The organism is Desulfoluna sp. CLI2B, from assembly GCF_056847375.1.
Map to the genome: position 1 here is coordinate 4,272,632 of NZ_CP186557.1, position 21,412 is coordinate 4,294,043.

Annotated in this window: 20 protein-coding genes; 4 read left to right on the forward strand and 16 right to left on the reverse strand. The window is 58.9% G+C overall.

Going from position 1 to position 21,412, the window contains the following annotated elements; all coding sequences use genetic code 11:
* Nucleotides 1-204: 204 nt before the first annotated feature.
* The 5 genes from ACOYW2_RS19925 to ACOYW2_RS19945 all read right to left on the reverse strand — a co-directional run bounded on the left by ACOYW2_RS19925 (nucleotide 205) and on the right by ACOYW2_RS19945 (nucleotide 4,808).
* Complete coding sequence (locus ACOYW2_RS19925; protein ID WP_482419695.1) at nucleotides 205-873, reverse strand: PTS sugar transporter subunit IIA; 669 nt, start codon at nucleotides 871-873, stop codon at nucleotides 205-207.
* A 185-nt stretch (nucleotides 874-1,058) separates the two neighbouring features.
* Nucleotides 1,059-1,886, reverse strand: a complete 828-nt coding sequence (locus ACOYW2_RS19930; RefSeq protein WP_482417750.1) for an OmpA/MotB family protein — start codon at nucleotides 1,884-1,886, stop codon at nucleotides 1,059-1,061.
* Between the two features lie 3 nt (nucleotides 1,887-1,889).
* Nucleotides 1,890-2,657 (reverse strand): motility protein A, encoded by a 768-nt coding sequence (locus tag ACOYW2_RS19935; RefSeq protein ID WP_482417751.1) that lies wholly within the window; start codon nucleotides 2,655-2,657, stop codon nucleotides 1,890-1,892.
* A gap of 11 nt (nucleotides 2,658-2,668) precedes the next feature.
* On the reverse strand, nucleotides 2,669-4,012 hold the full coding sequence (locus ACOYW2_RS19940) for an HD domain-containing phosphohydrolase (protein ID WP_482767708.1): 1,344 nt from the start codon (nucleotides 4,010-4,012) through the stop codon (nucleotides 2,669-2,671).
* Between the two features lie 244 nt (nucleotides 4,013-4,256).
* Complete coding sequence (locus tag ACOYW2_RS19945) at nucleotides 4,257-4,808, reverse strand: HD domain-containing protein (RefSeq protein ID WP_482767709.1); 552 nt, start codon at nucleotides 4,806-4,808, stop codon at nucleotides 4,257-4,259.
* A 416-nt stretch (nucleotides 4,809-5,224) separates the two neighbouring features.
* Between ACOYW2_RS19945 and ACOYW2_RS19950 the strand changes: the two genes are divergently transcribed.
* Nucleotides 5,225-6,316, forward strand: coding sequence for a LysM peptidoglycan-binding domain-containing protein (locus tag ACOYW2_RS19950; RefSeq protein WP_482767710.1), 1,092 nt, complete (start codon nucleotides 5,225-5,227; stop codon nucleotides 6,314-6,316).
* Between the two features lie 192 nt (nucleotides 6,317-6,508).
* Here ACOYW2_RS19950 and ACOYW2_RS19955 read toward each other — a convergent pair whose 3' ends face one another.
* Nucleotides 6,509-8,296, reverse strand: coding sequence for a GspE/PulE family protein (locus tag ACOYW2_RS19955; protein WP_482767711.1), 1,788 nt, complete (start codon nucleotides 8,294-8,296; stop codon nucleotides 6,509-6,511).
* A 334-nt stretch (nucleotides 8,297-8,630) separates the two neighbouring features.
* On the opposite strand from ACOYW2_RS19955, the gene ACOYW2_RS19960 reads away from it, so the two are divergent.
* Nucleotides 8,631-10,058 (forward strand): 5' nucleotidase, NT5C type, encoded by a 1,428-nt coding sequence (locus ACOYW2_RS19960; RefSeq protein ID WP_482767712.1) that lies wholly within the window; start codon nucleotides 8,631-8,633, stop codon nucleotides 10,056-10,058.
* Nucleotides 10,059-10,256: 198 nt separating this feature from the next.
* On the opposite strand, the gene ACOYW2_RS19965 is transcribed toward ACOYW2_RS19960, so the two are convergent.
* From ACOYW2_RS19965 to ACOYW2_RS19985, 5 genes are all read right to left on the reverse strand, one after another.
* Nucleotides 10,257-10,613: a NifB/NifX family molybdenum-iron cluster-binding protein gene (locus ACOYW2_RS19965; RefSeq protein WP_482417758.1), complete on the reverse strand. Its 357-nt coding sequence runs from the start codon at nucleotides 10,611-10,613 to the stop codon at nucleotides 10,257-10,259.
* Between the two features lie 72 nt (nucleotides 10,614-10,685).
* On the reverse strand, nucleotides 10,686-11,048 hold the full coding sequence (locus ACOYW2_RS19970) for a NifB/NifX family molybdenum-iron cluster-binding protein (protein ID WP_180139531.1): 363 nt from the start codon (nucleotides 11,046-11,048) through the stop codon (nucleotides 10,686-10,688).
* Between the two features lie 16 nt (nucleotides 11,049-11,064).
* Nucleotides 11,065-11,955: an ATP-binding protein gene (locus ACOYW2_RS19975; RefSeq protein WP_482419702.1), complete on the reverse strand. Its 891-nt coding sequence runs from the start codon at nucleotides 11,953-11,955 to the stop codon at nucleotides 11,065-11,067.
* On the reverse strand, nucleotides 11,952-12,695 hold the full coding sequence (locus ACOYW2_RS19980) for a 4Fe-4S binding protein (protein ID WP_482767713.1): 744 nt from the start codon (nucleotides 12,693-12,695) through the stop codon (nucleotides 11,952-11,954). The genes ACOYW2_RS19975 and ACOYW2_RS19980 overlap by 4 nt, the downstream gene beginning before the upstream one ends.
* A gap of 297 nt (nucleotides 12,696-12,992) precedes the next feature.
* Nucleotides 12,993-13,370 carry a DUF134 domain-containing protein gene (locus tag ACOYW2_RS19985; RefSeq protein ID WP_482767714.1) on the reverse strand — a complete coding sequence of 126 codons (378 nt, stop codon included), beginning with the start codon at nucleotides 13,368-13,370 and terminating at the stop codon, nucleotides 12,993-12,995.
* A 251-nt stretch (nucleotides 13,371-13,621) separates the two neighbouring features.
* Here ACOYW2_RS19985 and ACOYW2_RS19990 point away from each other — a divergent pair, with 251 nt between their 5' ends.
* The gene (locus tag ACOYW2_RS19990) at nucleotides 13,622-14,431 is read left to right on the forward strand and encodes an HD domain-containing protein (RefSeq protein WP_482417760.1); all 810 of its coding nucleotides are present in this window, start codon (nucleotides 13,622-13,624) and stop codon (nucleotides 14,429-14,431) included.
* Between the two features lie 412 nt (nucleotides 14,432-14,843).
* On the opposite strand, the gene ACOYW2_RS19995 is transcribed toward ACOYW2_RS19990, so the two are convergent.
* On the reverse strand, nucleotides 14,844-17,069 hold the full coding sequence (locus ACOYW2_RS19995; protein ID WP_482767715.1) for an NADP-dependent isocitrate dehydrogenase: 2,226 nt from the start codon (nucleotides 17,067-17,069) through the stop codon (nucleotides 14,844-14,846).
* Nucleotides 17,070-17,288: 219 nt separating this feature from the next.
* Here ACOYW2_RS19995 and ACOYW2_RS20000 point away from each other — a divergent pair, with 219 nt between their 5' ends.
* Nucleotides 17,289-18,434, forward strand: coding sequence for a transposase (locus ACOYW2_RS20000; protein ID WP_482767716.1), 1,146 nt, complete (start codon nucleotides 17,289-17,291; stop codon nucleotides 18,432-18,434).
* A gap of 339 nt (nucleotides 18,435-18,773) precedes the next feature.
* Here the strand turns inward: ACOYW2_RS20000 and ACOYW2_RS20005 are convergent, their stop codons facing one another.
* The 4 genes from ACOYW2_RS20005 to ACOYW2_RS20020 form a co-directional block, all read right to left on the reverse strand.
* Nucleotides 18,774-19,469, reverse strand: coding sequence for a Crp/Fnr family transcriptional regulator (locus tag ACOYW2_RS20005; RefSeq protein WP_180139509.1), 696 nt, complete (start codon nucleotides 19,467-19,469; stop codon nucleotides 18,774-18,776).
* Nucleotides 19,470-19,543: 74 nt separating this feature from the next.
* Nucleotides 19,544-19,816 (reverse strand): cell division topological specificity factor MinE, encoded by a 273-nt coding sequence (minE, locus tag ACOYW2_RS20010; RefSeq protein ID WP_482419708.1) that lies wholly within the window; start codon nucleotides 19,814-19,816, stop codon nucleotides 19,544-19,546.
* A gap of 7 nt (nucleotides 19,817-19,823) precedes the next feature.
* On the reverse strand, nucleotides 19,824-20,624 hold the full coding sequence (minD, locus tag ACOYW2_RS20015; protein WP_482417764.1) for a septum site-determining protein MinD: 801 nt from the start codon (nucleotides 20,622-20,624) through the stop codon (nucleotides 19,824-19,826).
* 108 nt (nucleotides 20,625-20,732) lie between these two features.
* Nucleotides 20,733-21,410: a septum site-determining protein MinC gene (locus tag ACOYW2_RS20020; protein ID WP_482419711.1), complete on the reverse strand. Its 678-nt coding sequence runs from the start codon at nucleotides 21,408-21,410 to the stop codon at nucleotides 20,733-20,735.
* Nucleotides 21,411-21,412 lie beyond the last annotated feature (2 nt).

Here is a 21,412-nt window from a genome sequence, read left to right on the forward strand (position 1 = left end):
CCTTGAAAAACGCCTGGTTCGGACACACTGCGGCATCGGGTTCCAACCCGTCCGCAGGGTCTCCGGGCCAGGGGTTCTCCCGGCTGGATTCTAAAGCACTGTCGGTACCGAACCGACACCGCCGGACTAACAGATTCCACCCCCGTTGTAAAGGGGACCCCATCCCCCTTTTTTGCTGGAACCTCGGGCTCCTCCAAAGCCCTCTTAAAGCCTGGTCTCGAACTCCGCCACTTTTTCCAGGAGGGCCGCCTCCGAAGGCACGCTCTCCAGGAATCGCAAAAACGCGGGTTCCCGCACACAAAAGGAGATTTTGGACAGCAGCTGCAGGTGGGTCCCCACATCGGGACTCAGGATCAGGAAGAGCACGCGCACCGGCAGGTCGTCCACGGCATCAAAATCAACGGGATGCTTCAAAAAAAAGGTGGTGATGGACGGAACCCTGCAGGCGTCCATGGGCGTTCTCGGGTGGGGCAGGGCCACGCCGCGCCCCACGCCGGTGGAGGCCAGGCGCTCCCGCTCGTCAAGGAGATGAAAAAGAGCGTCCCGCTCCCCCTCACCGAAACCCCGCACCGAGGCGGTCATGTTCTTGAGAACCGAAGGAACGTCGTCGCCATCAAGATCGAAAACCACCCCGCCCCGCTCTATGGCCTGGGAGAGAATCACCGCCTCACGGGTATCGCCCGCGGGCGAGGACGGCTCCTTGAGCACAAAGGAGGTGTTGTGCTTTCCGGCCCAGCTTTTAAGGGTCGCAAAGCTGAAAGAGCACTCTGCCCCGCTTTTCTTTACAGGGATGCGCCCCTGTCGAATCCAGCGTTCCAGGGTATCCCGCGGCAGGTCCATGGCCTCGGCAAGCTCATCCAATCTCAATTTCATATCCGTCACCAAAAAAAAACGTCAAAAACAGGGCCGACCGACGGTCCGGGAACACGTTTTCCCCGACGCGCCGTCGTCCCGGCGATATTTTAAAAACTTCGTATTCTATCCGATAGAAATTGAGAGTTCAACCGCAATCATGGACAGGGGCAGGGTGAACGCATTCAGAAACCAGCAAAAAGGGGCTACCTGTAAAGGCCTCCGCTCAGGGCGCGGGCGATGTAGGTACGCTCGTAGGTAATTTCCACCCGGCGGTTCTTGGCACGGCCTTCAGGGGTCCGGTTGTCGGCCACCGGCCGGTAGTGGGCAAAGCCCTGGGCCTTGAGCTGGGAAGGGTCGATACCCATGGAGATGAGAAAACGCACCACACTTGTGGCGCGGCGGGTGGAGAGCTCCCAGTTGGAGTCGTCGTTGCGCCTGGCCATGGGCAGGGCATCGGTGTGCCCCGACACGGTGACCGGGTAATGGAACTGGGCCAGCACCATGGCCACCTTCTCCATGACGATACGCCCGTCCTCGGAGAGGCGGGCCTCACCGGGCCCGAAGATGACCATATCCGCGATGGTGATCACCGCGCCGTCTTCGGTCTCCTCCACCCGAACCTGGCCGCCGAGCTTGTTGAACATGATCAGCTCTCGCACATCGCTGACGATCTCCTCCATCTCCTTCTGGACCATCCCGCCCAACTCGTCCACGGCATGGGCCTGGGGATCGGTGGTGTCGGTGCCCGGGTCCATCCTCAATCCTTCACGGGTGCCGGTCTCGGGGACCTGCTGCACGCCAAGGGCGGATTTCAGGGACTGGACAAGCTCCTTAAAGGTCTCCTCCTGGATGGTGCTCATGGCAAACAGCAGCACAAAAAAACACATGAGCAGGGTGACCAGGTCGGAGAAGGTGCACATCCATTCAGGGGCGCCGCCCCCCTCTTCGTCATCCCCCCCGATGGGGGCCGGAGGGTTGAGGGCCGGGGCCGCCTCCTCTTCGCCTGCGCCGGTGCTGTTTTCTTCAGCCATGGTCTACTCCTCTTTGGCGGCTTTTCCGCCCCCTGCCGTCAGGTAGACGTTGAGCTTGTCTTCCATGAGCCTGGGGTGTTCTCCTTCGCGGATGGAAACCACGCCCTCGTAGAGCAGGGTCATGTTCATGATCTCCTCTTCACTGCGAAGCTTCAGCTTGTCCGACATGGGAATGAAAAACAGGTTGGCCATCAGGGCGCCGTAAAAGGTGGTGATCATGGCCACCGCCATTTTGGGTCCGATGGATGAGGGGTCGTCGAGGTTGGCCAGCATCTGCACCAGGCCGATGAGGGTGCCCACCATGCCGAAAGCCGGTGCATAGGCCCCCATGGAGGCAAGGACCGAGTAACCCACCTTGTGCTCCCGGTGGGTAAGCTCCATCCTTTTTTGCATCACCGCGGCGATGTCCGAGGTCTTCACCCCGTCCACGGTCATTTGAAGGGCGCTTTTGAGGTAGGGGTCTTCGGTGTTGTTGATGTCCGCCTCAATGGAGAGGAGGCCGCCCTTCCTGGCCTTGTTGGAGATCTCCACCAGGCTCTTCACCAGGTCTTCGGGTTTCTCGATCTTAAACATGAACACCTTGGCCACGGTCTTGAACACGCCAAGGAACTCTTTGAGGGGGTAGGCAATGAGGGAGGAGGCAATGGTCCCCCCAACGACAATCATGACCGACGGCAGGTTCCAGAACAGCATCAGGCTGCTGCCAAGAAGAATACACGCGGCGGTAAAGCCAACCCCGGAAATCACACCTATCAATGAAGCCAGATCCATATCAACCCAACCTATCCCTTTATAAATACAGTCTCTTCCAGGGACTCGATCCGGTTGTAGCGTGCGATCTGCCTGATGTACTCATCCGTGAGGACCGTACCTTCGGGCAGGAGCATGGCTCCCTTGGCTGTATAGATGGCGGATGCGAGGACCATTCCGGGCTTCACATCAAACACACTCATCTCCACACGACCACCGATTTCCGTTTCAGGCTTTCGTCCCAGACACTTGCGCAGACTGTGCACAACCTTGGGGTCGAATCGCGTCCCTGCTTCTTCTTCCAGCCTGTTCAGACGATCTCTTTCGCTGCCGCCCTCGGGCCACGCCGCCAGGGTCTCCCAGGCATCTGCAACAGAAATGATCCGCGATGCAAGGGGAATGGCCTCTTTTCTCAGGCCACCGGGGGTCCCGCTCCCGTCAAGATATTCAAACAGGTGGCGGACAATGCGGGCCGTCTCTTCCAGCCCTTCCACACCGGCCAGGATCTTGCCGGCACGCTCGGGGTGCCGGGAGAGAAAATCAGCTTCCGACTCGGTGTGGTCCAGGGGGTTCTTTCCGGCAAGTTCCTCCGACACGAAGAGCAGCCCCAGTTCGTGGAGCCGTGCGGCCCGTTCCAGTTCGCGGCGTTTGTCGCCGTCGAGTCCGAGCTCGTCGGCCATGGCCAGTGCCAGGCGGGTCACATCCACACCGTGCCCCTTTTTGAATGAAGGCCGCGCATCCAAAACCGATGCCAGCAGCCCCACACAGGTTTCCAGAGTCTTTGCAGCCCTGGCTTCCATGGTGTCGGCCCGCTCCACGGCTTTTTGCCGCTCTCCCACAAGTGAAGCCACCTGCTTAAGGGCCCCGGACAGGGCCTCCCGTTCACCGGCGAGCTCCTCCTTGAGCTCTGCCAGCCTGGCCTCCAGGGTGTCGCGGTTCCGGAGTTCGTCTTTGAAAAAAGTATCGGCTTTTTCAGCCTTCTCCTTTAGCCCTTTTATCCGCAGGAGGGTCCCGATGCGGGCCACGAGTTCATCGCGGGAAAAGGGTTTGACCAGATACTCGTCGGCACCGGCCCCCAGGCCCGCCACCACATCCCTTGGCTCCACGTCAATGCCGGAGACCAGCATGAAGATCACGTCCCCAAGGGTCTCGGATGCCCGCACCCTGCGACAGAACTCCAGGCCGTCCATGCCGGGCATGGCCACATCGCTGATGATGAGGTCCGGCATGAAATCCAAAGCCACCTCCAGCCCCTCCTCGGCATCGCCTGCGGTCTTGAGGCTGTAGTTCTCCCCTTCCAGAAACCGGGTGTAGATCTGGATCAGGTCCTGATCATCATCCACGTACAAAATTTTCGCCGTATCCATTTTTTCCATGCCTTCCGCCCTTTGGCCCGAACACGTACCGGGCACGCCTCCCCCTTCATGTTGTCCGTCACGCCTCGCGTGGCCATCCGTTCTGATACCGAATGCATTCCTCTTGATCGGCCAAACCGGCCCCGAAGTTAAAGCCATTTTCGTCTTTTCTCTCCCCGTCCCACCCGGGATAAGCTGAGACAGCACGATCCGCGGCCCTCCTTCGGGATGCCTACCCACCGGGGCCACAAGGCGCGTACGGGCTTTATTCGGTGTAACCCGTCAGCCACCAGTCGTCCCAGGCCCTGGACACGATGGCATCGGCCAGCTTCCGCCCGGCGTCCGTCTTCAGGCGATCCAGAACCACGGCCAGCCACTTGTCCGCACCGGTATGCCCGGTGTCCATGAGTTGCCGCAGATCCAGGACAAAGGCAAGCTGATCCGCATCCTTGGCCAGCTTGGCCTCACGGGTCTCAGCGGCATTGAACTCGGCCACCAGCTCGGCGTACTCACCTCCAAAGGGAAGGCCCCTGGCCTGATCGGCCACGGCACGGGCCTCATCGGCCGAGCAGTATTTCTTCTGGACATAGTTCAGGTCCCCGGTGCGGGCTTCGGGAAGGTCATGGAGCAGACACATGGCCAGAAGCTTTCCGGCATCCACGGCCTCATCCATGCGGGACAGGGCAAAGGCGATGGTGGTGATCATAAAGGAGTGCTCGGCAATGCTCTCCTTGCCCCCCCCGAGAAAGTGGTAACCGGAGCGCGGGATCCGCTTCAACATCCCCGCTTCAAACAAAAAATCGGCAATCCGTTCCATATAACGATCCTCTCCCTGTACGGCCCGTTCCCCGGCAACCTGTCGGCATTTACTCCCACCGTCGGAGGACCATTTTTGAATACATTGACAAATCAGGATAATACAGGATATATCAGCAGTATGTACCCCCTGCGGCCCCTCACAAGACAATCCGGGCGGCAGCCGTTGCCACCCTATACAGGGGTTGTTCCGCCATCTCAACCCCCCATGAAAAAAAGAGGCATCCGATGGCGCCCATCCCTTGGGTTCACCTTATATTTCAGGCTCCGCCAGGGCCAAAAATACGTGAGCACTTTCCACTATTTTGTGTTGACACAAGGATGAAAAAACCGGACAGTAAAGAGTGACGCAGGGGCCTTATTTCAGACCGGATACGGTCTATACCAACTTACCTCAATCATCATACCGGAGCGATTATGGATATCAAGGCAAAACTCCGATACGCCGCCCTACTCTCACTGATTTTCATTCTCTCCTCCGGGGTATCGGGCCTGGCCGACACCACCACGCAGGTTTCCTCGGAAACAGGGGTGTATTACACGGTCAAAAAAGGGGACACCCTCTGGGGACTCTCTCAAAAATTCAGCGACAACCCGTACACCTGGCCCGACCTCTGGAGCAAAAACGGCCAGCTGTCCAATCCCCACCTGATCTACCCCGGCCAGAAAATCAAACTCGTCCATCGCAGCGACCTGGACAAACTGGGCACCGCCGATGAGGCCATGGACGCAGCCATTGAGGATGCAGGGGCCATGGAATCCGGAGAAACCGCAAAAAAAGCGGAGCCCCGCACATATTACTACTCAAAAATCGAGCGGGTCGGCTTCATGCGACGGGAGCCTATCACCCCCCACGGTTCTGTCTTTAAGCTCAAGGGCACCGACCAGCTGATGCTGGGAGAAGGCGACACCATCTACATCAAGGCCAGCGAAGAAACGCCCCTTGTCATCGGTGCGCGCTACGTCACCTACCGCACCCTCACTCCGAGGCAGATCACGGCGCGGTTTCTGGACGTGGACCGTAAAAAGCTCAATCGTGTCCGCAAGGAAATCGGCACCCAGCATTACCTGAGCGGGGTTGTGGAGATCACGGGCGAGCGCGGCGGCTTCTTCATTGGCCGCATCACCGACTCCTACCGATCCATCAAGCTCAACGACATGATCATGCCCTACAAGAAGCGCTCCCGGAACATTCCCATCCTGGACGGCCTTGAATCCATGGAAGGGGAGATCATCACCGCCGAAGAGGGAGAGACCACCTTTGGCCAGGACATGGTTGGCTTCATCAACCGGGGCACCTCCGACGGCATCGTTAAGGGCCAGACCTACACGGCGTTCTATTACGAGACCAAAAAGCCCACCGACGCCCTGAGTGACAAGGGCCTTCGAGTTCCCGTCAACATCGGCAACTTTATTGTTCTGGACGCCCAGGAGGAGACCTCCACCATCCTGGTCACCTACTCCACCCAGGGATTGAGCCCCGGGGATCATTTCGCCTTCTTGAAATAACCCCACCCGCAAGAAAATGAAAAGGCGCCCCGGCCATGGTCAGGGCGCCTTTTTTTATGGAGAAGAACGCGTAACAAACCAGCTCGCCTTCGGCGGAGTCTGGAAAGAATTGTTTAAGACCTGTTTGTCATACTTTTTTTAAACGTTTGGCACCCGGCAGGGCCGCCGGAGGCCTTTTTGTCGGTCACGGGATCAGTGGCTCTCCCAGGTCACCCGGAGCAGCTCTTCCCAGGTGGTGTTGCCCGCCAGAAGTTGCCGGATCCCGCTCTCCCTTAAGCTCACCATCCCCTCCTTGGTTGCCTGCCTGCGAATGGCAGCCACATCCGCGTCCTGGGTGGTAAGACGACGGATCGCCTCGGAGTAGGTAAGGATCTCAAAGATGGCCAGCCGCCCCAGATACCCCGTCCCCCGGCACTTGAGGCACCCCGTGCCCCGGGAGAGGGTGAGCATCCCCTCACGCCTCGAGTCCAGCCCAAGCCCTTTTAATTTTTCGCTGTCCATGTCGTAGGTCTCCACACAATGGGGACAGACCCGCCTCACCAAGCGCTGGGACACCACCCCGGAGAGGGTGGCCTGGATGATGTAAGACGGAATGCCGATATCCAGAAGACGGGTGATGGCCGAAGGGGCGTCGTTGGTGTGCAGGGTGGAGAGGACCAGGTGACCGGTCATGGATGCCTGGGCGGCGTTTTCCGCGGTTTCCAGGTCCCTCATCTCCCCGAGCATGATGATGTCCGGGTCCTGACGCAAAATATTCCTCAGGATGGTCCCGAACTTGATCCCCACCTGGGGCTGTACCGCGATCTGGTTGAACTCCTCGTGGACCATCTCAATGGGGTCCTCCACGGTGGTGATGTTAAGCTCCGGGCTCGCCCTGCGCCTTAAGGTGGAGTAGAGGGTGGTGGACTTTCCGCTGCCCGTGGGCCCGCACACCAGCACGATACCGTGGGGCCGGTTCACGAGGGCCTCGTACCGCCCCAGGTCTTCCCCGGTGAACCCGAGCTTTTCCAGATCCTGGAACATGATGTCCGGGTGCAGGACTCGCATCACCACCTTCTCACCAAAGGCCACGGGCACGGTGGAGACACGGATCTCCACCTCGGTGCCGTCCTGGTCGGTCTTGATACGGCCGTCCTGGGGACGCCGTTTCTCCGCCATATCCAGGCGACTCATGGCCTTGATTCGAGTCACCAGGGCGCTGTGAATGGTCTTGGGCAGCTCGTAAACAGAGTGCAGAGCCCCGTCGATGCGCATGCGGATGACGGTCACGTCCCGCTTGGGCTCAATGTGGATATCGCTGGCCCGCTGATCAAAGGCGTAGCTGAACAGGTGGTTCACCGCGTTGATGATGTGATGGTCCGAGGACTGAAGCTCTCCGTAAGAGCCCAGCTTGACGAACTGCTCCAGATTCCCCAGGTCGATGCCGGTACCGGCGTACTGGGACTTGGCCGCGGCAATGGAAGAACGGAACCCGAAAAACTCGTTGATGTAACGCTCAATGTCGGAGCGGCAGGCCATCACCGGGCGGATGCGCATCTGGCTCACCCGCTTGAGGTCATCCAGCACCTCGGTGTCAAAGGGATTGGACATGGCCACGGTGAGTTCCCCGTCCTTGATGGCCACGGGCAGCACCAGATGCTTCATGGCAAAATTCTTGGGGATGGTTTTGGTCACCGTCTCCATGTTGAGCTTCAAGGGGTTGATCTTCATGTAATCCATGGCCCAAGCCTCGGCCAGGGCCTGGTAGATGGCGTCCTCGTCCAGGGGCTCTCCGGGCCTGTCCGCCCGGTCCATGGACAGATGCCGCAAGACCTCGATGATACCGGCCTTGACGTCTCCCTTTCTCCGGGAGAGCTTTCTCTCCACGCTCTCCCGCATGGAGACCACATGCCTGGCCTGGTCCTGGGAGAGGTATCCCCCCTGGACAAGATGGGTCAACACGGACTTCGGAGAAAATTTTTCTCGGGATATGGCATTCATGGCAGCGGGTTCTCCTTCGGTATCGGACAGGAAAAAAAGAGGGGCGGACACACCGTGCGTCTATTCATCTCATCTATTCTATTCTTTTATGCTCTTTTATGCGCACGGAAAGGCGAGACAGATACGGTATCTTGCTCTGTTTTTACCACATGGGCGGCCCAAGGACAACAAGGCGCAGCGTCCGGGGCAGGGCCAACGCATGTAACCATTCAGTTGCCTTATAGGGTTGCCCTGACCCCGTTTTTGAATCGCGCCGGCAAATATGGTAGGTTACCGAGCGGGCCTGCCGAGGCCCACAACCAACCACCCCGAATCCTACTGACGAGGCGATACCATGACGACCACCCACATCATGATCAACGGCGTTCCGGGCAAGGTGGCCACCACCATCCTGGCCCACGCGATAGATGACGAGCGATTTACCGTTTTGCCCTACTCCTTCACCGGACCGGACACGGACAAAAGCATCCGGGTCAAGGAGACGGAAATCACCCTGGTTTCCCCGAACGAGCGCCAAGAAGCCCTTGCGGAGATCCGCAAACGCTGCGACTCCTTTATCACCGTGGACTACACCCACCCCAGAGCCGTGGACGCCAACGTCGCCTTCTACTGCGCCGAAGGCCTCCCCTTTGTCATGGGCACAACAGGCGGCAACCGGGAACAGATCCGCGAGGATGTGAACAACTCGACCATCCCGGCGGTCATCGCCCCCAACATGGCCAAGCAGATCGTGGGTCTCCAGGCCATGATCGAGTACGGGGCCAAGAACTTTCCCGGCCTCTTCAAGGGTTTTCAAATGACCGTCAAGGAGAGCCACCAGAGCTGGAAGGCAGACACCAGCGGCACGGCCAAGGCCATCATCCGCCAGTTCAACCTCTTGGGCGTGGACTTCACCGAGGCAGACATCGACATGGTCCGCGAGCCCGAGACCCAGAAAGCCATGGGCATTCCCGAAGAGCATATCGACGGCCACGGCTGGCACACCTACACCCTCTGTGCCCCGGACGGCAGCTCCGAATTCGGCATCACCCATAACATCAACGGCCGGGACATCTACGCCGAAGGTACCCTCGACGCTGTGGCCTTTCTGGAGAAAAAACGCCTTTCCGGCACCACGGGCTGCTTTTCCATGATCGACGCTCTGGAGCAGCCATCCATGAAAGCACCCATTTTGGACATGGATGATGTCATCGCCGAGACCACGCGTACCTACCCGGACCTGGTGAGACGGGAATTCGGCATTGAGGCCAGCTACGAAGAGATCGCCGATTTCGATCTCTCCAACTCCTTCGGCCTCACCCGTGCTCAGCTGGCGCACCTCTTCAAGGTGGTTCACACCCGAGAGGTGCTCATGGGCTTTTCCCCGGTCCCCGGGGCAAAAGAGACCCTGGCGGCCTGGCAGGCTCAAGGGTACCCCATCGCCGTGGTCACGGGGCGTCCCCCTGAAACCCGGGAGATCTCCCTTGCCTGGCTGGAGAGGGAGAAGGTGCCCTTTGACAGCTTTGACATCTGCGACAAATACGGCCGCCACCACCCGCGCCAGGGTCCCTTCATCACCCTGGACGAGGTCAAACAAAGGGCCTACACCCTTGCCGTGGAGGACTCCCTGTCCATGGCCGCCTTTCTCAGCGGCCCCATGGAGGTCCCCACCTTTCTTTTTGATCGCCCCTGGAATCGGCATGGCAGGGTGCACCCCGCCTGCACCCGCTGTACCTCCTGGGCGGAGATCGCAGCCGAAGCCGCCCTGTTTTTTGCTCCCTGACGGCTGCCCGGACAGCCCCAATAAAAAAACCCCGTTTTGCATCCAAGGAGGTCCCTTTGCAAAAACGGGGTTTTTGTGTTTTACGGCCGGCCCTCTTCTTCGAGTGGACGGACAGGTGAATCAGACCCGCCGTAAAACGCGTTGGGGGCGGCAAGGGGTCTCCCCCGCCGCCTCAAGGCACGTCGGTCTATCTGTGCATCAGTGGTCGCAGATATGGTTTTCGTCGTGACCGCAGGCGTTCTCGCCGGTCTCCAGGGTCTTGGCGAGCCAGGCTTTGACGAGCACTTCGGGGTCTTCCACGGGGGCACCGGTGACCACTTCGATGTTGCTGGCGTTGAGGAGCTGCTGGGCCCTGCCGCCCATGCCACCGGCGATGACGTGGGTCACGCCGTGATCCGCCAGCCACTTGGGAAGCACACCGGGCTCGTGGGGCGGGGGAACAAGCTTTTCAGTTTCCTTGATCTCCCCGTCGGCTACGTTGACGAAGGCAAATTCCTGGCAATGTCCGAAATGTGCTGTAAGCTGGCCCATGGCCAGTGGAATGGCGATTTTCATTTTTTTCTCCTTCATGGGTATACAAAAGCGGCGGCAGGCAAAGCCACCTTGAATGCAAAGTTGTCAAAGGGACTAAATCCAGTGTCCTTCCACGTTGGCTTCGGCGGAGGCCTGAAGCTCTCCGGCCTTGAGCTGCTCAACGGCCTGACGGGCGGAGCCCTTGGCTCCGGTGTAGATGTTGATGCCCGCGCCCGTAAGCACGCGGAAGGCCTTGGGGCCGCAATTGCCCGTGATAATGGCCGTGCAGCCCGTCTCAACGATGGTCTTTCCGGCCTGGATGCCGGCACCCTGGGCTGCGTTCAGGTTCTGGGTATTTTCCACCACGCTCCAGGCCATGGTCTCGGTGTCCACCACGAGAAAACAGGCGGCGCGGCCGAACCGGGGGTCCATGGGGGCGTCGAAATCCGGCGCTGTAGCTGTCACTGCGATCTTCATTGGGGTTCTCCTTGGGTTACAGAGCCATCTTCAGTGGCCCGCGTTTGTCATCCAGAAAATTAACGACCTGCTGCCACACACCGCGAATCGCCGTGGCCGCAGGACCGTCGGAACAGGTCACCAGGGGCTTGCCCTGCACCATGGACGCCGTTACCGCCTCGTCCACGGGAATGTCGCCTAAATGATGCATGCCCTTTTCCTTTGCCACCTCCCGGATCCGCTCCGCCATCATGGGGTGGAGGTCCCACCGGTTGATGGTGATCATGGCCGGGACCTTGAGAAAGGCGGTGAGCTCGGCCACGCGTTCCAGGTCGTGGAGACCCGAGACCGTGGGTTCGGTCACCACCACCACGGCATCGCAGCCAGTGGTGGCGGCAATCACCGGGCAGCCGATGCCCGGAGGGCCGTCTACCAGGATCAGGTTGGCCGAGGTCTCCTCCACCTTTTTACGTGCCTCGCGGCGCAGCAGGGAGACAAGGAGACCGGAGTTCTCTTCAGCAATGCCCAGGCGGGCGTGGACCAGGGGACCGTTCTCCGTGCTGGAGTTGAACCAGGTGCCGCACACCCGGGGCTCCATGGTGATGGCCCCTTCCGGGCAGAAGTGGGCACACACCCCGCAGCCCTCACAGGCGATGCGGTTGAGGCGGGGCCCCTTTTCAATGGCCCCGTATCGGCACCGGGCTTCGCACTCACCGCAGTGGGTGCAGGCCTGGATATCGATCTTCGGCAGGTTGCCCCCTTGAAAGGGGTGCTCTTCCTCCACGGTGTGGGGGGTGATCATGTACAGGTTGGCGGCGTCCACGTCTGCGTCCACCAGCACCCTGTTGGTGGCAAGGGCCGCAAAGGACGCGGTGACCGTGGTTTTTCCGGTGCCGCCCTTGCCGCTTAAGATGGTGATCTCTTTCATCGTGTCCCCCCTTCCGTGGCTTTGCGGATCTTGTTCACCATGCCTTCAAAGGCCTCGGCCATCTCCGGCATCGCCTCCACCAAGAGGCGTCCCCTGGCGTAGTACTCCGCGACTTTCCGGCTGTAGGGGATGGACATCAGGATCTCAATGCCCTCTTCCTCCGCGTACCGGACCACCCGGTCGTCCCCGGCGTCGGCACGGTTAATAACGATGCCGAAGGGAATACCCAGGACCCGAACCGCCTCCACGGCGAGTTTCAGGTCGTTGAGCCCGAAGGGCGTGGGCTCGGTGACCAGCACCACGTAATGGGTCCCGCCCATGGCGGCGATCACCGGGCAGGAGGTCCCCGGAGGGGCATCCACGATAACCAGCTCCTTGCCCTCGGCGGCCTCCTTCACCCTGTCGATGAGGGGAGGGCTCATGGCTTCGCCGACCTTCAGGCGCCCTGTAATCAGTTCAATGCCTTTGTACCGGCCCCGCTCCAGCTCACCGAGCTCGCGGGTGCCTTCGGAAAGGGCCCCGGAGGGGCACACCATCACGCACCCGCCACAGCTGTGGCACATGCGGGGAAAGGTATAGAGTTCGCCTGCCACCAGGGTGATGGCAGAGAACTGGCACAACTCACTGCACGCGCCACACTGGACGCACACATCCTCGTCCACCACCGGGACCATGGTGGTGACAGGTGTCGTTATGACCGACTCGGGATTCAAAAACAGATGGACATTGGGTTCTTCCACGTCGCAGTCAAGAAGGGTGGCCCCTTCCTATCGCCCACGGCGGCAAGCCGGTGGCCACGCCGGTTTTCCCCGTGCCCCCTTTGCCGCTTGCTACCGTGATCATCATGGCGTTCACTACCCCGTGTTACGGGTTTATCTTAACCGTCGGATCCCCGAAACGGGATGTCTGTGAAATTCCTTTTGATGAGCACCGATACCGGATATGGGGGCCGGATCGGTCGGTATCAAAAAAAGCTTGCGCACGGCATCATTCGGACTCGGGAAACCCGGCTTCTTCTTTCCAGACCCTGTGGAACTTCACGCTCTCGCACGAGGGGCACCCGTCCGGGCGCCCGGTTCCATAAGGTTCCTGCCACCTTTTGCCGCAACCGCTGCAGACAAACAGGCGCAACTCCTCCGTGATCCGATAGTTGCCGCCCTCCACGCGCAGGGCCTTGGCGTGAACCAGGGCATCGGCCACCTTGCGCCGTGCTTCTCGCGGGTGGCCCGGGACACGTTCATGCGACGTCCCGCTTCTTCGTGGGAGAGCTGTTCCAGATCACAGAGCCTGAGGGACTCCAGTTCGTCCACGGTGAGCAGGGTCTCCTCAAGCTGCCGAAGGGGAATGCCCCCCGGTTTGAAGTAGCTGAGGCTGGAGGGAACTCCCACCACCCGTTCTTTTTTTGGACGTACCATGACTCCTCCTTGGTTATGAGCATATGCTCATAAGTTGTTATTTAGACCAGGCCGCAGGACCTGTCAATGTTTTTTTCACCCCATGAAAATAAGGCCGCCACAGGTCGGAACATCGCGTAAACAAGAGACAAAAAGGGGAAGCCTCCACACGCGCCTTTCCTTTCCCCATGCCACAGAAAGCCCTTCTTGAGAAGCGTCCGGTACCCCTTGCCTGTTTTCAAGAAGACGGGGTGTGTGCTACACTTTGAGGTATGGATGAGACATACAGACAAATTCGACAACGGGCGCGGGAGCTGGTCAAGGACCTCCCGGAACCCGCCTTTTATAAAGAGGAAGCCGATGCCCTTGAAAGGTCGCACCGGCTTTTTGATCGAAACGAAACGCTCAAGGGGCTCATCTCCCACCTGGAAGCCGAACTGGATGAGGACTTTGGCCACGGGCTCTTCCACGCCCAAAAGGTGGCCATTGAAGCTGGCGCCATCGTGCTGGTGGAGCGCTGCTCCCGGGAAAAAAAGTGTGACGCAGACGCCCCTTCCATGACGCGCCTCATGTTCAAGGCCCACTGCGCCGGCCTGCTCCACGACACCATGCGAAAACATAAGGACCACGCGGAAAAAGGCGCGGCATACGCGGAACGCGTTTTGACCGAACTGGGGTTTCCCACCCACGAGATCCACGAGATTGCCTTTGCCATCGCCTGCCACGAAGCCTTCAAAACCCATGACGGCACCTGCCCGGCAAGCCCGGACGCCCAGCTTTTGGCTGACGCCCTCTACGATGCCGACAAATTCCGCTGGGGACCCGACAACTTCGCCCACACCGTCTGGGACATGGTCTCCTACGCACGAATCCCCCTACCCCTCTTTATGAGCCACTACCCCAGGGCCCTGGAAGGAATCGCCCGCATCAAGAAGACCTTCCGATCCCAGACCGGAAAGCTCTACGGGCCAGGCTTCATCGACATCGGCCTGGAGGTGGGCAAAAAGCTCCACACCATCATCCAGACCGAATTCGCCCCCAATCTCAGCCATTGCACCACGCCCAACCCCACATCCCCTTAACCAGCTTGTTACTGGTCATCCAAAGAAGCCTCCGGCGGCCCTGCCGGGGGACAAACTTTTGCCAAACTATATGATCTGGGTTTGACAAACAGGTCTTGACAGCTTTTCTATGAATTCCGGCGATTCTGACTGCTCTAACCTTTCTTACCGGAAAGTTTTTTGCGGAGCTTTTTTTCAAAAAAGTGACCCGCCGGAGGCACGCTTTTTAGTATCGCTTCCATTATAAAACGGCTGTTCTTATTTAAAAATATGGATAGCTGCATATTGACAACAGCAACAGAGGAGAGGCAACGGCGGGGCATGTTTAAACGCCCCTTCCCTTCTTGCCAAAGGGAAAAAAGGAAAGGGGCGTGGGAATTGCATGGGCTTTCGCGGCTTGCCCCGGCAGGGCCGAAGGCAAGGGGAAACGTTCTTACAGCTGGTCGATAATGGTATTGAACGTGGGGCTCGGCCGCATGAACTGTGTGGTCTTTGTGACGTCGGGGCGGTAGTAGCCGCCCAGGTCAACGGGGCTTCCCTGGGCGCTGATCAACTCGTCGGTGATCACGGCTTCGGCGGCTGCCAGCTTGTCTGCCATGGCGGAAAAGCGGGTGGCAAGGTCCGCATCGGCGGTCTGCTCGGCCAGGGCTTGTGCCCAGTAAAGTGCAAGGTAAAAGTGGCTTCCCCGGGTATCCATCTCGCCTACTTTTCGGGAAGGGGACTTTTCGTTTTCCAGAAAGCGGCCGATGGCCTTGTCCAGGGTCTCTGCAAAGATGGTGGCCTTTGCATCCTTGTGGGTTGCGGCGATGTGCTCGAAGGAGGGCACCAGGGCGCAGAACTCGCCCAGGGAATCCCAACGGAGGTGGCCTTCCTTCAGCACCTGCTCCACGTGCTTGGGTGCAGAGCCCCCGGCCCCTGTTTCAAACAGGCCGCCACCCTTCATCAACGGCACGATGGAGAGCATCTTGGCACTGGTGCCGAGCTCCAGGATGGGAAACAGGTCCGTGAGGTAGTCACGCAGGACGTTTCCGGTGACGGAGATGGTGTCTTCACCTCGCCTGATCCTCTCAAGGGAGTATGCCATGGCCGAAACCGGATCCATGATCCTGATATCCAGCCCGTCGGTGTCGTGACCTTTCAGGTAGGCGTTGACCTTGCCCATGAGCTGTGCGTCATGGGCCCTGTCTTCGTCAAGCCAGAACACGGCGGGTGTCTGGGTGACGCGGGCACGGGTCACAGCCAGCTTCACCCAGTCCCTGATGGGTGCATCCTTGGTCTGACACGACCGAAAGATATCCCCTTGTTCCACGGATTGCTCCATGAGGGTCTTTCCGGCGTCGTCGATGACGCGAATCACCCCGCTTCCCGGGGCCTCGAAGGTCTTGTCGTGGGAGCCGTACTCCTCGGCTTTCTGGGCCATGAGGCCCACATTGGAGACGCTGCCCATGGTGGCGGGATCAAAGGCACCGTTCTTCAGGCAATCCTCAATGACTTCCTGGTACATGGTGGCGTAACAGCGGTCCGGCACCATGGCGAGGGTGTCGTGGAGCTTGTCGTCGGCGCCCCACATCCTGCCGCCGTCGCGGACGGCCACGGGAATGGAGGCGTCCACAATGATGTTGTTGGGAACATGCAGGTTGGTGATGCCCTTGCTTGAGTCCACCATGGCAAGCTGGCAGGAAGCCTCGTACACGGCCATGATATCGGATTCGATTTCAGAGCGTTTCTCTTCGGGGAGGTCCTGGATTTTTGCGTAGAGGTCGCCCAGGCCGTTGTTGACGTTGATGCCCAGGGGAGAAAGGGTTTCACCGTGCTTGTCGAACACCTCCTTGTAAAAGACGGAGACGCAGTGGCCGAACATGACGGGGTCGGACACCTTCATCATGGTGGCCTTGAGGTGCAGGGAGAGCAGCACATCGTCCTTGGCGGCAAGGGCGATCTGCTCGGCGTAGAACTCACGCAGGGCGCGGACATTCATCACTGCGGAATCCATGACTTCACCGTCAAGAAGGGGGGTCTCTCCCTTCAACACAGACACCGTGCCTTCGGGGTCCACATACTCAATGCGCACGGAACACGCCTTGTCCACCACAACGGATTTTTCGCTGGCGTAAAAATCCCCGTCTTCCATATGGGCGATGCGGGCCTTGGAGTGATCCGGCCAGGCTTTCATGAGCCTGTGGGGTTTCTTCTTCCCGAAGGCCTTCACCGAGGCTGCAGCCCTTCTGTCGGAGTTTCCCTCCCGGAGCACGGGGTTCACGGCGCTGCCGAGGACCTTGGCATAGCGTGCGTGAAGCTCTTTTTCCGCATCGGTCCGGGGCTCTTCCGGGTAATCCGGAACGTCAAAGCCCTTGCCCTGAAGCTCCTTGACGGCCGCTTTGAGCTGGGGAATGGAGGCGCTGATGTTGGGCAGCTTGATGATGTTGGTGGCAGGCTCCTTGACAAGGGCCCCGAGCTCTTCCAGATGATCGGCGACCTTTTGGTCTTCGCTTAGGTTTTCCGGAAAATTCGCAAGGATTCGCCCCGCAAGGGAGATGTCCTTTTTCTCGAAACAGATACCTGAACCCTTGGTAAAGGACTCAAGTATGGGCAACAGGGAATGGGTTGCCAGCGCGGGAGCCTCATCTATAGCGGTGTAAATGATACGTTTGTCTGTCATAGTGTCCTCATGTCAATTCAGGTAAACCACCAGCTGTGGCAGTGGACTCTCACAGGGCCCGGGCCTTTGCGCCAAAACGATCCGACATAAAAAGAGACGATTTCCCCTTCTTCCAGGGATCGAATCGCTGCTGTCTCTCCATGAATTATCGTCGTTTATTCTTTAGCGATGGCCGGTATGGGCTCCGGGAGCCTATGGCATAAAAGCTGCCGTCACATCATGCATCAACAAAAACAGTCTTTTTCTACTACCTTAAGCGCCGCATCAAAGCAAGACCTGCCTGCCAAATCAAAACCGGGACAGGCTCTTTATGTTGGACAAACCATGCATCCTGTGTCACACTCTTTCAAACCGATATCTCATCGCAATCATGAACAATATCTGTCATACAAAGCCAATCCCACAATCAGATTCTGCAAGACCGAAAAGGAGGGTTCCATGCCGCGCGTTCCCCGTATGGTCGTTACAGATTCAGGACAAAAAGCCGCCTACCATGTAATCAGCCGGACCGCACTGGACGGACTACCGTTTGGTAAGGTTGAAAAAGACGAGCTTGTGCGAATCATTCAAAAGTATTCCACAATTTACTGTGTCGAGGTCCTGGGATTTGCCGTCATGGGAAACCATTTTCACCTGCTCATTGAGGTGCACCCCGATGACATGGTCTCCGACGACGAGGTGCGAACACGATTCCGCCTTCTTTATGGGGATAATACGGCATTCCCCGAGGCTCGCATCAAAGAGTACCGGGAAAGGTTTTGCAGCCTGTCCGCCTACGTCAAGGACATCAAGCAGCGATTCTCCTGTTTTTATAACAAGCGGAAAAACCGAAAAGGCACCCTGTGGGGCGAACGATTCAAAAGCGTTATCGTCGAGCAGGGAAACACGTTGATCCACTGTCTCGCATATATTGATTTGAATGCGGTTAGGGCCGGAATCGTGAAGCGACCGGAAGATTACCGCTGGTGCTCCATCGGGTACCATGTCCAAACCGACAACAGATACGAATTTCTCTCATCGGATTTTGGGATGCCTGATGCCACTATGGAGGCTGCCGAGACGCAGCTCAAGACTTACAGGGAGTACCTGTATCATTTGGGAGCCATTGAGAAGAGAGGAAAGGCAAGCATACCCAAACCCATTCTGGATGAAGAGGCCGCACAGGGATTCGAAATCAATCGCACAAAAAGATTCCGCTACCGGACCCGCTACTTTACGGATTCCGGAATCATCGGGTCCCGGGCCTTTGTTGAAAGGCATTACGAAACATTCAGAGACCACTTTCAGGCATCACAGGATAAAATCCCGAAGCGTGTCCGGGGGATAGAAGGAATGTACTCACTGAAGCGGCTGACCGAAGCCTGACCCCGAATTCCGGTCTAATAAAAATCGATGCCCATGGCCTTGGCAAAACCCGTTCCATAAAGGGAGCGGCCTCAGAACCCGGGGTGAAATGCGCCTTGGCTTCCCCCTTCAGCATCCTCTCATCCCGACTCAGCACGCCCAGCGGACAATCAGATCGCTATCATCCATAAAAAAGCATGACCCATTGCGAGTATGAATAGAAACAGGACGCCCTGCGTCGGTTCCAGACGTGCGTCAGTATTAATAACCTGTCCCCTTAAAATTACCGCATAACTCATAAAGAGCCTGTCCCTTTCTTTACGGAGATAACGAACTATCTGTTCACACATCGGCCCAGGCCTAAAAATCCATGGGCACGGCAAGCTCTTCCAAGGCGTCCCAGTCAGAAATGGTGATCACACCCCGGTTCAGCTGGATGATGCCCTCTTCGCGGAGCTTCTTGAGTTCCCGGTTGACGCTTTCACGGGTGGCGCCCACCATCTCCCCCAGCTCTTTCTGGGTGAAGGTCAGATCGATCTCAACGGGCTTGTCCCGGCCGTCGGAGACCTTCTCGGCAAGCTCCAGGAGACACTTGGCCAGGCGGGTGGAGATGCTGAAGAAGCAAAGGCCTTCCAGGAGGTCGTCGGTTTTCCGGATCATGGAAGAAAGATCGCACAGGATGGTGCGCAGGGCGTGCTCGTCCTCCTGGAGGATGTGGATAAAGGCGTCGCGCTCCAGGACCAGAAGGCGACTGGCGGTCATGGCCACGGCATCGGCGCTTCGGCTCTGGCCGTCGAACATGGACATGGTCCCGAAAAAGGAGGGTTCCCTCAGCACCGTCAGGATGATCTCCTCCCCCACGCTGGAGGGCAGGACAATCTTAACGGCCCCCTCTTCGATGATGTACATCTCGTTGCCTTCGTCCCCTTTGCGGAAAAGGGCCTCGCCCTGCTTGAGGGTCACGGGTTTGACGGCCCTTGCGATGCGATCAAGGCTGGCGGTGTCCAGGGAACGAAACAGGGGAATGGTCCGCAGCAGGTCGTGTGTGAGATCCATGGCATCCTCTTGTGTCAATGGTCGTAGGTCCCCGGCGTCAGCCCGCCCTCCGGGGTCCGTGAAAAAAGCCGCCCCTATCTGCGGAGGGACGACAAAATGGGGGTGTTCATCACCAGGGCCGAATAGTCGTCGGTTTTGTCGATATCCAGGGAGAACCCTGCTTTGTCGATCTCGAAGTAACTGGAGATCACCTTGAGAAGGTCCTCGCGCAGGTTGCTCAGGACCTCGTCGGAGACCTCCAGGCTGTCGCACACCAGGGCGAGCTTCAGGCGCTTTCTGGCCACCTCGCTGCTTCGGGGCTCCTCTTTGGTGCCCATCATCTTCTGCAACAGGTTGTTCAGCATCATCTCCTCCTTACCTTGCCAGACCCATTTTCCGGCCGAGGCGTTTAAAGAATCCACTGTCGGTTCGAGGCACCTCGATGGGCAGGTCGGTCTGTCCGGCAAGGCGAGCGGCAATGCGCTCAAAGGCACGCCCGGCCTTGGAGTCCTTCTGCATCACCAGGGGTACCCCGGTGTTGGTGGAGACAATGACCTGTTCGTCCATCTCCACGAGGCCGATGAGCTCCACGGAAAGCACGTCCACCACGTCTTCGTGGCTGAGCATATCACCGCGTTCCACCATCTGGGGCACGATGCGGTTCACCACCAGCTTGGGGGCGATCTCCTTGGCCAGGAGCAAACCGATAATGCGGTCGGCGTCCCGGATGGAAGAGACCTCGGGCATGCAGACCACCACGGCGTCGTCGGCTGCGGCCACGGCGTTCTCAAAGCCCTGCTCGATGCCCGCCGGGCAATCGATGAGGATGTAGTCGTAGTCGTTTCGAATCTCCTCGATGAAGGAGGTCACCTCATCCGGCCCCATGGTGTTTTTGTTGTCGCTCTGGGAGGCGGGGATGAGAAACAAATTGTCGATGCGCCTGTCCTTGATGGCCACCTGGGAGGGTTTGCACCGTTGTTTGACGGCATCCACGACGTTGAAGACGATACGGTTTTCAAGCCCCATCACCACGTCCAGGTTCCGCAGTCCGATATCCATGTCCACCACGGCCGTCTTCTTGCCCGCAAGGGCCAGGGCCGCTCCGATGGAAGCCGTTGCCGTGGTCTTGCCCACACCGCCTTTGCCCGATGTGATGACGATTACTCTGCCTTTCACGTATCCAACTCTCCTGTGCGTGCGTTGTTGTTCGTTTACGATGATGCGCAGCCTCAAAAAGGCATCGCCTTATACTATGGGGTCCCCCTTAAACGACCCGCGTTCCGCTTACGCTCTCCAGGTCAGAACCGGGGCTTTGGCGAAGGGATTTTCTTCCAGGTAATCGGCCACCACCACGCCCCCCCCGGCCACCGAAGCATACGCCACACGCCCAGGGACGCCCGGTGTGCGGTGATCTGCCACGTGGGTCCCGATCTGCAGCTGCATGGGACGGAAATCAAGGGCCATCACGATAGAGTCTGAATCTCCGGGGGATCCGGCAATGGCGGTTCCCCGAAGGGCCCCCATCACATAGATGTCGCCTCCGGCCACCACCTCGCCCCCGGGGTTCACGTCCCCGAGCACCAGAAGGTGACGCTCCGCGGTGACCCGCTGCCCGGATCGCACGCGCCCGGTAAGGACCTGGGTCTCCGAAGCTGAAGGGGTGGGGATAACCTCGGCTCCTTCGCTCTCCGGCGGCTCACCGTAAGGCAACACACCGGACACGGCGAACCGGTCCTGAAGCACCGGGGCAAGGCGATCCGCCCAGAGGGACGAGCCGGACCAGCTGCCGGCGTCCACCTGTACCAGGGCTCCGGCCGCGAGGTTTCTAAGCTGGCGGAAAATTCGAATCGTGGCTTTCAGGAGATGGTCTTCCGAGGCCCTGGGGTCCACGGAGAGTAGAAACCCGTCCCCGTATCCCTTTATTTTCACCGCTGTTTTCGCCGCGCCAAACAAAACCGCCACCG

Excerpts from the sequence above, each read along its gene's own strand:
- ACOYW2_RS19925 (WP_482419695.1), bottom strand. The coding sequence starts at position 873 with ATGAAATTGAGATTGGATGAGCTTGCCGAGGCCATGGACCTGCCGCGG.
- ACOYW2_RS19930 (WP_482417750.1), bottom strand. The coding sequence starts at position 1,886 with ATGGCTGAAGAAAACAGCACCGGCGCAGGCGAAGAGGAGGCGGCCCCG.
- ACOYW2_RS19935 (WP_482417751.1), bottom strand. The coding sequence starts at position 2,657 with ATGGATCTGGCTTCATTGATAGGTGTGATTTCCGGGGTTGGCTTTACC.
- ACOYW2_RS19940 (WP_482767708.1), bottom strand. The coding sequence starts at position 4,012 with ATGGAAAAAATGGATACGGCGAAAATTTTGTACGTGGATGATGATCAG.
- ACOYW2_RS19945 (WP_482767709.1), bottom strand. The coding sequence starts at position 4,808 with ATGGAACGGATTGCCGATTTTTTGTTTGAAGCGGGGATGTTGAAGCGG.
- ACOYW2_RS19950 (WP_482767710.1), top strand. The coding sequence starts at position 5,225 with ATGGATATCAAGGCAAAACTCCGATACGCCGCCCTACTCTCACTGATT.
- ACOYW2_RS19955 (WP_482767711.1), bottom strand. The coding sequence starts at position 8,296 with ATGAATGCCATATCCCGAGAAAAATTTTCTCCGAAGTCCGTGTTGACC.
- ACOYW2_RS19960 (WP_482767712.1), top strand. The coding sequence starts at position 8,631 with ATGACGACCACCCACATCATGATCAACGGCGTTCCGGGCAAGGTGGCC.
- ACOYW2_RS19965 (WP_482417758.1), bottom strand. The coding sequence starts at position 10,613 with ATGAAAATCGCCATTCCACTGGCCATGGGCCAGCTTACAGCACATTTC.
- ACOYW2_RS19970 (WP_180139531.1), bottom strand. The coding sequence starts at position 11,048 with ATGAAGATCGCAGTGACAGCTACAGCGCCGGATTTCGACGCCCCCATG.
- ACOYW2_RS19975 (WP_482419702.1), bottom strand. The coding sequence starts at position 11,955 with ATGAAAGAGATCACCATCTTAAGCGGCAAGGGCGGCACCGGAAAAACC.
- ACOYW2_RS19985 (WP_482767714.1), bottom strand. The coding sequence starts at position 13,370 with ATGGTACGTCCAAAAAAAGAACGGGTGGTGGGAGTTCCCTCCAGCCTC.
- ACOYW2_RS19990 (WP_482417760.1), top strand. The coding sequence starts at position 13,622 with ATGGATGAGACATACAGACAAATTCGACAACGGGCGCGGGAGCTGGTC.
- ACOYW2_RS19995 (WP_482767715.1), bottom strand. The coding sequence starts at position 17,069 with ATGACAGACAAACGTATCATTTACACCGCTATAGATGAGGCTCCCGCG.
- ACOYW2_RS20000 (WP_482767716.1), top strand. The coding sequence starts at position 17,289 with ATGCATCAACAAAAACAGTCTTTTTCTACTACCTTAAGCGCCGCATCA.
- ACOYW2_RS20005 (WP_180139509.1), bottom strand. The coding sequence starts at position 19,469 with ATGGATCTCACACACGACCTGCTGCGGACCATTCCCCTGTTTCGTTCC.
- minE (WP_482419708.1), bottom strand. The coding sequence starts at position 19,816 with ATGATGCTGAACAACCTGTTGCAGAAGATGATGGGCACCAAAGAGGAG.